This window comes from Kosakonia sp. 1610 (assembly GCF_050435845.1).
In the GTDB taxonomy this organism is placed as follows: Bacteria; Pseudomonadota; Gammaproteobacteria; order Enterobacterales; family Enterobacteriaceae; genus Kosakonia; species Kosakonia cowanii.
In genome coordinates this window covers 1-7,429 of record NZ_JBNDKZ010000023.1, presented here as the reverse complement: position 1 = coordinate 7,429, position 7,429 = coordinate 1, and the positions used below count along the sequence as shown (strand labels likewise).

General features: G+C 47.2%; 7 protein-coding genes. 2 read left to right on the top strand and 5 right to left on the bottom strand.

Annotation, left to right across the window (positions count from 1 at the left end; translation table 11 throughout):
* Window positions 1-297: 297 nt before the first annotated feature.
* Together ABIC80_RS24380 and ABIC80_RS24375 are read right to left on the bottom strand one after the other, a co-directional pair.
* The gene (locus ABIC80_RS24380) at window positions 298-1,023 is read right to left on the bottom strand and encodes a hypothetical protein (protein WP_242389630.1); all 726 of its coding nucleotides are present in this window, start codon (window positions 1,021-1,023) and stop codon (window positions 298-300) included.
* Between the two features lie 373 nt (window positions 1,024-1,396).
* Window positions 1,397-1,624, bottom strand: coding sequence for a hypothetical protein (locus tag ABIC80_RS24375; RefSeq protein WP_094193011.1), 228 nt, complete (start codon window positions 1,622-1,624; stop codon window positions 1,397-1,399).
* Between the two features lie 371 nt (window positions 1,625-1,995).
* On the opposite strand from ABIC80_RS24375, the gene ABIC80_RS24370 reads away from it, so the two are divergent.
* A complete protein-coding gene (locus ABIC80_RS24370) occupies window positions 1,996-2,196 on the top strand; it encodes a hypothetical protein (protein WP_148285605.1) in 201 nt (66 codons plus the stop codon).
* 175 nt (window positions 2,197-2,371) lie between these two features.
* Here ABIC80_RS24370 and ABIC80_RS24365 read toward each other — a convergent pair whose 3' ends face one another.
* From ABIC80_RS24365 to ABIC80_RS24355, 3 genes are all read right to left on the bottom strand, one after another.
* Complete coding sequence (locus ABIC80_RS24365; RefSeq protein ID WP_156884960.1) at window positions 2,372-2,527, bottom strand: hypothetical protein; 156 nt, start codon at window positions 2,525-2,527, stop codon at window positions 2,372-2,374.
* Window positions 2,528-3,174: 647 nt separating this feature from the next.
* Entirely contained in the window at window positions 3,175-3,588 is a 414-nt protein-coding gene (locus tag ABIC80_RS24360; protein ID WP_312200652.1) for a hypothetical protein, read from the bottom strand.
* Window positions 3,563-6,547 carry a Tn3 family transposase gene (locus ABIC80_RS24355; RefSeq protein ID WP_429178867.1) on the bottom strand — a complete coding sequence of 995 codons (2,985 nt, stop codon included), beginning with the start codon at window positions 6,545-6,547 and terminating at the stop codon, window positions 3,563-3,565. Before ABIC80_RS24355 ends, ABIC80_RS24360 begins: the two co-directional genes overlap by 26 nt.
* A 160-nt stretch (window positions 6,548-6,707) precedes the next feature.
* On the opposite strand from ABIC80_RS24355, the gene ABIC80_RS24350 reads away from it, so the two are divergent.
* The gene (locus tag ABIC80_RS24350) at window positions 6,708-7,286 is read left to right on the top strand and encodes a recombinase family protein (protein ID WP_013578376.1); all 579 of its coding nucleotides are present in this window, start codon (window positions 6,708-6,710) and stop codon (window positions 7,284-7,286) included.
* The last annotated feature ends 143 nt before the right edge of the window (window positions 7,287-7,429 follow it).

Sequence of the window (7,429 nt, the reverse complement as noted above, 5' to 3'; positions counted from 1 at the left end):
TCAGAGTTTGCAGCACGGTGGCGAAATGAAAAATGTGAAGATAAACAAACCGACATTACTAACTGACGGTTGTATCTAATACTGGGGGCAGGTCATGGCACATAGCGGACCTTTCTAACTTCAGCATATGTTAATAAATGGGGAGCAGGTCATGGCAAAAGGCCCATTTTAATACGTCCGATAATTTTACTTACCTACGGGCATCGATATCTGCTGTAGGGTTGACGCTCCCGCAGCCATAGGATAAATGAAACCGGCGACAAAATAATGGGCTATGAATATGATTGCGAATGACGTCTATGGCCGCATCAGCGGTTCAATACCAATCCATTTCAGCGTCGGCTGATAGCAAAGCTTCAGCGGCGGAACCGTGATTTTCTGCCCTGCAATCTTCAACTCGCCGAGGTGAATGGCCCATTTTTCATTAGCGTACTTGTTATAAATTTTAAAGACGACATAGGCTGAGCCATAATCATCATTATTGGTAATCCTCGGGACATTGCGGTGCACCTCATCACTGTTGATGTCATAAGGTGAAGGCCTCGAATACTCCATCTGATCTTCCGGGAAATCATAGGGAAATGAGGTAGTGTTAAGGAAAATTTCGGGACGCGCGTTAAGGCGTTTCCCATCACCGAGATCGATATAGGCTTTTCGGGCATCGAGCATAATGGGGACAGCTGGTCGGCCTTTGCTTCCCGGACGCGATGGCCGCTGCCGCCCAGTGTTATAGGCAATCAGCTGGACATAAAATTCTGGTCTAGCCTCAGGCCCTTGTACATTGGGAATAGTGAAGCTAGAACGTTTAGCAGGGACATATCGGCCAGGAATCGCGTGATCGTAGAGATAAGTTTCAAGCACGATCTCCCGCTTTCCTTCTGGGCTATTCACGCTAAAGGTATGCTCACTTTCGCAAAGTTCGATATATCCCGGCTGTTCCCGCGGATAAGGAATACACCCACTCAACAGCGTAACGGCAAGTGTGAGCCCACCCCCCCATTTAAGATGCTTTGCTAATGACATGACAAAATCCCTGCATAAAAACTCCCGAAGGACAGATTAGGTCACTAGCGCCTGCGTCATCAACCTATCAATTTTGTCGCTGTGCCAGAGAATTTAACGGCCAGACAGGGTAATCCTGTCTGACAAATGCCCCAACAACTTGAAAGCGCTATTGGGGAGCCAGGACCGCAAAAGCAACCCTGTACCAGTCGAGAAAACGCTAAACCTCCAGCCCCGCTGCTACAATCATGATTAGCGCCAATGGAGAGGAGTAATCTGGTTATTTAGCCCCTCCGCTTAGGGGGGCACCATAAATTCAAACAGGACAGTGTGTAGCATTAATATGATTTCCGGGAGGATGGGATCCGGTTGCAAGTTCGTCCATTTTCACGGATCACAGAGACCTGGTCACCGCACTCGTCACTTCTTCTTGTGTAAGCTCCCGGTCAGATGCAACATAAATTTTAGTATGATCGCCAGTTAAGGAATGGATTCCAGTGAGCATTATCTTTAGTGTAACTTCTTCACCGTTCGGATAATTTCGCACAATACAGGTTAAAGATTTTGATAAAGTTACGACTTCTACCTGCTGCGAATTAAAGAAGACCAAAACCTTTTTCATAGACTTGCCTCAGTCCTGTTATGCGACTTTTCATGGAAACTATCGCTTCGACCGTAAAAACGTAAACTGTACAAAATACAGTGCCATATATAGCCTCTAACAACACAGCTTATCATTCAGGTCACCAGCGCCGAAACACCCCGAGATTGATTATGATAATCATATGTTACACTATCCTGATGAACATTTCAGAACGGTAAGTTGATTTTATACTTTACCTCTATTTCATCATATAAATATGCGCGCTTTATATGAATCTAAATTTTTCCATTTTTTATCAGAGCATGCTAGCCTTAATGTACTGCGAAGCCTACCGATTAAGATTCATTACTCCTTAGGTCCGAAACATTAATGTTTCTAACCAAGGAGTTATGATGAAAAACGAACATGCAATAATTGGCGAAGCCATCATTGTTCTTCTTAGTACACACGCGCGTGAAAAATTCAGCAGGAAGATGTTAGAAGACTACCTGAAAGCTTTATACCTGGAGAAATATGAAAGCAGTTGTTCAGTCGATGAAATTGATTTACATCTATCGGCGCTTAAAAAAATCAGCTTCAAAAGTCAATAGATTTCCTGCCAAAACAATCTCGTAATCAAAGTTCATCTTTATTAACAACGACATTTCATCAATGCCGGAGGTATTAATCATAACGAAATGCAAATGAAAACCAAAAAAATGGAGCTTTTGTGACATTATCATTTTCACTGAAGTGATGAACAGCTAAGCAATCTTGTAACCAGTTTTATTTCTTAACCTCATCTTCTGAAGGATAAGGAAGTTCAATGCTGTCAAATGGATTTTCTTCATCCGATGCAACTGATTTTTTGTTATGCACAGGTAGAATCATGCTGTTTTTATTTTCTGTTAATGAATCAACGTTACTGGAATGATCTGTCATAGATAACCTCTGCGTAGTTTGGTAATTTAATGCTTCTGAAAAGGCCACACATGTGCGTGGCCTTTGTTTAGATCAACTAGCAGCTCTGCTTATCAATCTCAGGAGCCACCCGGAAGAGAAACAAGCGAACAATTTGCTGATTATCCTTGGTTACTGGTGCTGGCTATCCAAGGATAACCTAAGCGTAGTAGATTCTGGTGTTTTTAGTGAAATTAAAATCAAGCATTGGGAAATATATTTTTAACAGAGTTTTAACAGCATCATCCTGTTTAAACAGAATTATTGACAGCATAAAATCTTTTAGCTGAAGCCTTCTTTCATTTTTGAATAGTGCTGGTTTTCAGCACAGTCGTTTATTTATCTTTTTATAAGTCACCTCCGTCTCGACAGAGGCGCCAAAACGAGACATTGCGACCATCATATTCACTGTCAGTAGTGCATTTAAAAAATGAAATAATATAGATAACAAACAGATACGCTGTTGATATTTATTTCAGACTATTTATAAATCCCGCTTAAAACACAGCGCACCACGCCAGTTTGTCTGATTATCTTAAAAGCGACATCATAGATAACCGGTAACCCGGCAAAGGCAGAGGGTCATCCTGCTTTTGCCGGGTTGGACAAGCCCGGCGGGACCGGGCGCGTCAGTGCTGTGCTTTATCGATCGCCGCCAGAATCTGCTCCGGTGACGCCAGCCCGGCAAAGACAGTGATGGTTTCAGGTGAGGCCTTCTCCACCGGCATCACAATCAAGCCTGGCGTACCCGTGAGCCCCAGCGCCTGCGCGAGCACATCGTTTTTTTCCAGAACAGGGGCATGGTTCACAGTATTCAGCGCATCGATTCCGGCGGCGTGAGCCGCCGCCTTAACATCCTCTGTCGTCAGGTCACCCTCGATGTGCCCGGTGTGATAAATCCCGTTATGGTAGGTCAGATAGCCAGCTGCGCCTTTCGCTTTCCAGACCCCGATACCGTACTGCGCCGCCAGGGACGACGTATCCGGGGTCCGCTTGGAAAACGGAAAATATCCTACGCTAAGCCTGTTTTTTGTACAGACCACTATCCACTGAGCGTAATGAACGGTATTTACCCTGTCCCAGCTTTAGATTTGTCCGCCAGACGTAATCCCCACTCAGATTGATGTGCTCCCATCCCAGCGGGGACAAATGAGAAATCAACTGGTCATTTAATGGGATCCCTTTTCGTCTCAGGAAATCTATGGCTCTTTCTATATATACCGTATTCCACAGGGAGATCTCCGCAGTCAGCAACGTCAGACTACTGGCCCGGTAGCTCTGATTCTCCAGCCCCCTATCTCTGATCTCACCCAATCGGTGCATAAAGACCGCTCGTGCAAGCGCATTGCGGGCCTCACCTTTATTCAGCCCCGCCTGTACGCGTCGGCGCAGTGATGGATCGCGAAACCAGTCCAGCATAAACAGTGCCCGTTCGATGCGTCCGATTTCCCTCAATGCCTTTGCAAGGCCATTTTGTTTAGGATAACTGGCCAGTTTTTTCATCATCAGCGATGCGGTAACAGTCCCCTGTTTTATCGAGCTTGCGAGGCGAAGTACCTCATTCCAGTGTGTCTCAATGTCTTTAAGATTCAGTGGGGTTGTGGATATCACAGATTGAAGTCCCGGATAACGCTCAGCCTTTCCATGAATAAACAGGCGCTTGTCATGAAGATCCCGGATCCTTGGTGCAAATGCGAATCCCAGCAGATGCATTAGCGCGAAAACATGTTCCGTAAAACCTGCGGTATCGGTGTAATGCTCGGTGATTTCAAGATCACTTTCGTGATATAGCAAGCCGTCAAGTACGTGGGTTGAGTCGCGCACGCGGCTGATGACTTTGGTGTAAAACGGGCTATATTGATCCGAAATATGCGTATAAATCTGCACACCTGGCTCCTGACCGTATTTGAGATTGACCTGACCCGCATAATGGCCGTGACGGCCCACCCGAAAATTCTGCCCGTCAGACGATGATGTTGTTCCATCGCCCCAGAATGCAGCCAGAGGCCGTTTTTTCTGAGCATTGACCAGCTCGGCCAGCGCTGCTGAATAGGTCTCATCCCTGATGTACCAGGCCTGAATACCCTCCAGTGACGATTTTGTCGTTCCTGGACAAGATTCGGCCATTTTTGTCAGCCCAAGGTTGATGCCATCAGCCAGAATCGTGGTCATTAACAACTTTCTGTCTTTAGGTCTGACGTGATGATTTTTGAGATGTGTGAAATGGCGGGTAAAACCGGTCCAACTATCCACTTCATCCAACATTTCAGTAATCTTAGGGTGAGGCAACATGCCATAAACCAGATCGGCAAAAGGGGATGCTGATGAAGGGACGCTATTATCCAGCGGGGTAATTTTCACGCCTTTATCCGAGATATCCACATCGGGCAAATCACCGGCCAGCGCCATTGCATTCACTTCCTCCAGTCGCGATGCCAGAAGCGTCATGCGGCTCTTGATGTATTCATGGCAATCGGTCGGAATGGCAAGGGGTAACTGGTTATCCCGAAGTGACTTTTCAAAATCGGAAGATGGGATCAGATAATCATCAAAATTCCGGTAGCGGCGCGATCCTTTGACCCAGATGTCGCCAGAACGTAAAGCTCCCTTCAGCTCATTCAGTACGCAAAATTCGTAATATTTTCGGTGAATGCCTGTGGGAGTGAGCACCACCTTTCTCCAGCTTTCCGGAATGAACCCGGTTGGCGCGGAAGACGGTACTTTGCGGAGTTGTTTTCGATACATCTCTCTGACGGCATCAAGCGCATCACTGAGCTGCATTGCGGCAGGTACAGCCATGAACTGCAACGCGGACAGCATCCGGGGGGCGTATTTACGCAGCGTACTGTACTTCTCTGTGATCAGATGCAACGGGTCGAAGTTGTCCTTACGTGACAGGAACCGCGTCTCTTCCACGCTGTTAATGAATTCCTGCCAGGGAAGAACGTCTTCTATTGCGGTCCAGGGATCTTCACCGGACTCTCTGGCGTTAAGCAATGCCTGCCCGACGGTAACGTATTGCTTCAGCTTGCTTTGAATCAGCTTTCCCGTTTGCTGGAGTCGTTCGGCCTGCGTGCGTTTTGCCTTGCTAAACAGACTGCCCAGAATACGCTCATGCAGATCAATAATTTCGTCAGTCAGGGTGGCCCTGGCTTCCGATATGACACAAACCAGTGAGGCATAACGGCGAACATCCGTGAATTTTGCCAGGTCCCGGCTACTCATTTTTCTGCTTTCGCGAGCGAGTTTCAGGAGCCGGTTCTGGTGAACAGAAAGCGCAATGCCATCAGGCAGTGCCAGCGACTCAATCGAATTTAACCGGTCGATATGTTGCAGGACATTTTTGCCATTAATTTTCCCCGGAGGCTGAAGCAGCCAGGCCAGCCGTGAAGGTTGCTCACCCTCGGATACCAGCAGACGGTCCAGCGCCGCTTTATGTTCCGGCTCAAGCTGCGCGGTAAGCGCAGAAAAGACCGCCCTGTCTGCAAGCGTTGTTGCTTCGGCCAGAGTTCGTTCGATGACATCAACAGAGGGGAAAATCACCTTATTATTGTGGAGCCAGGTGAGCATTTCCTCCGCAAGCAAAAAGCCTCTGTCAGTCCGCATTGCGTGGGGATAAAGGTGGCGAATACAGTTTTTTTGTAGCGCCCGGTTGAAGGGAGATAATTCCAGGTAGCGATAAAGTTCGGCCAGATGTTCCCAGCGAGTGACCTCTCTTGATGCATACTCGGCCCACAAATCAGGCAGAAGTTTCAAATGAGCCGCTAGCCGGGAAACAACCCCGTCGTGAGGGGAGATATTTTTGTCGGGAGGAAACCCCGGCCCTCTCAAGTAGCAAAGTAAAACAGCAAATCCCATGCGGTTAGCTGGCCTGCGGTGTTTATTAATAAGCGCGAGGTCAGGTTCACTCAAAAAGCACATGCGCGTCAGAAGAACGTCATCATCCGGCACAATCAGCAAGCGTTCTTTTTCTTCACTGCTGAGTATTTGTCTCCGTGGCATAAATGCTTCCTCTGCATATAGTTCATTTTAGTTATTGATTTGTACTGACCGAAACCGGTCGGTTTCGTACACTAGTCAGCCATACTGTCCGAAAGTGAGTGAATTCACTATCGGACATACGTTATAATTCGTACATCCTTTTCGTACAGAAAATATCCCTATGTCACGTGTTTTTGCTTACTGCCGGGTTTCGACTCTGGAACAGAACACTGAAAACCAGCGCAGAGAAATTGAGTCGGCAGGTTTTGCCATCAGACCCCAGCGACTGATTGAGGAGCAAATCAGTGGTTCGGTTGCTGCCAGCGAACGCCCCGGATTTATCCGACTGCTTGATCGCATGGAAAATGGTGATGTGCTGATTGTCACCAAGCTGGACCGTCTTGGGCGTAATGCCATGGACATAAGAAAAACAGTTGAGCAACTGGCGGCGTCAGATATTCGCGTTCATTGCCTAGCCCTGGGCGGGGTGGATCTGACCAGCCCGGCAGGAAAAATGACCATGCAGGTCATCTCTGCTGTGGCGGAATTTGAAAGAGATTTGCTGCTTGAGCGTACGCACTCTGGTATCGCGCGAGCAAAAGCAGCTGGAAAACGGTTTGGACGTCCTTCAGTACTGAAGGAAGAACAGCAACTTACGGTGATTGCACGGATTAACGCCGGAATAAGTATCAGCGCCATTGCGCGGGAATTTAATACTACCCGGCAAACCATACTCCGGGTAAAAGCAGGGCAGCAATAATCCTGAGTGTAAATACAGCTCAAAACCTCTTAGCTGGATGGTCTGCTATGTGCCAGAAGCGGACGTTGTATCTTTGCACGCTGCGATAACTTTTTGATAATTTTGCAAACGCATTAAAAAGACAATTATCAGAGTGGCCTCTT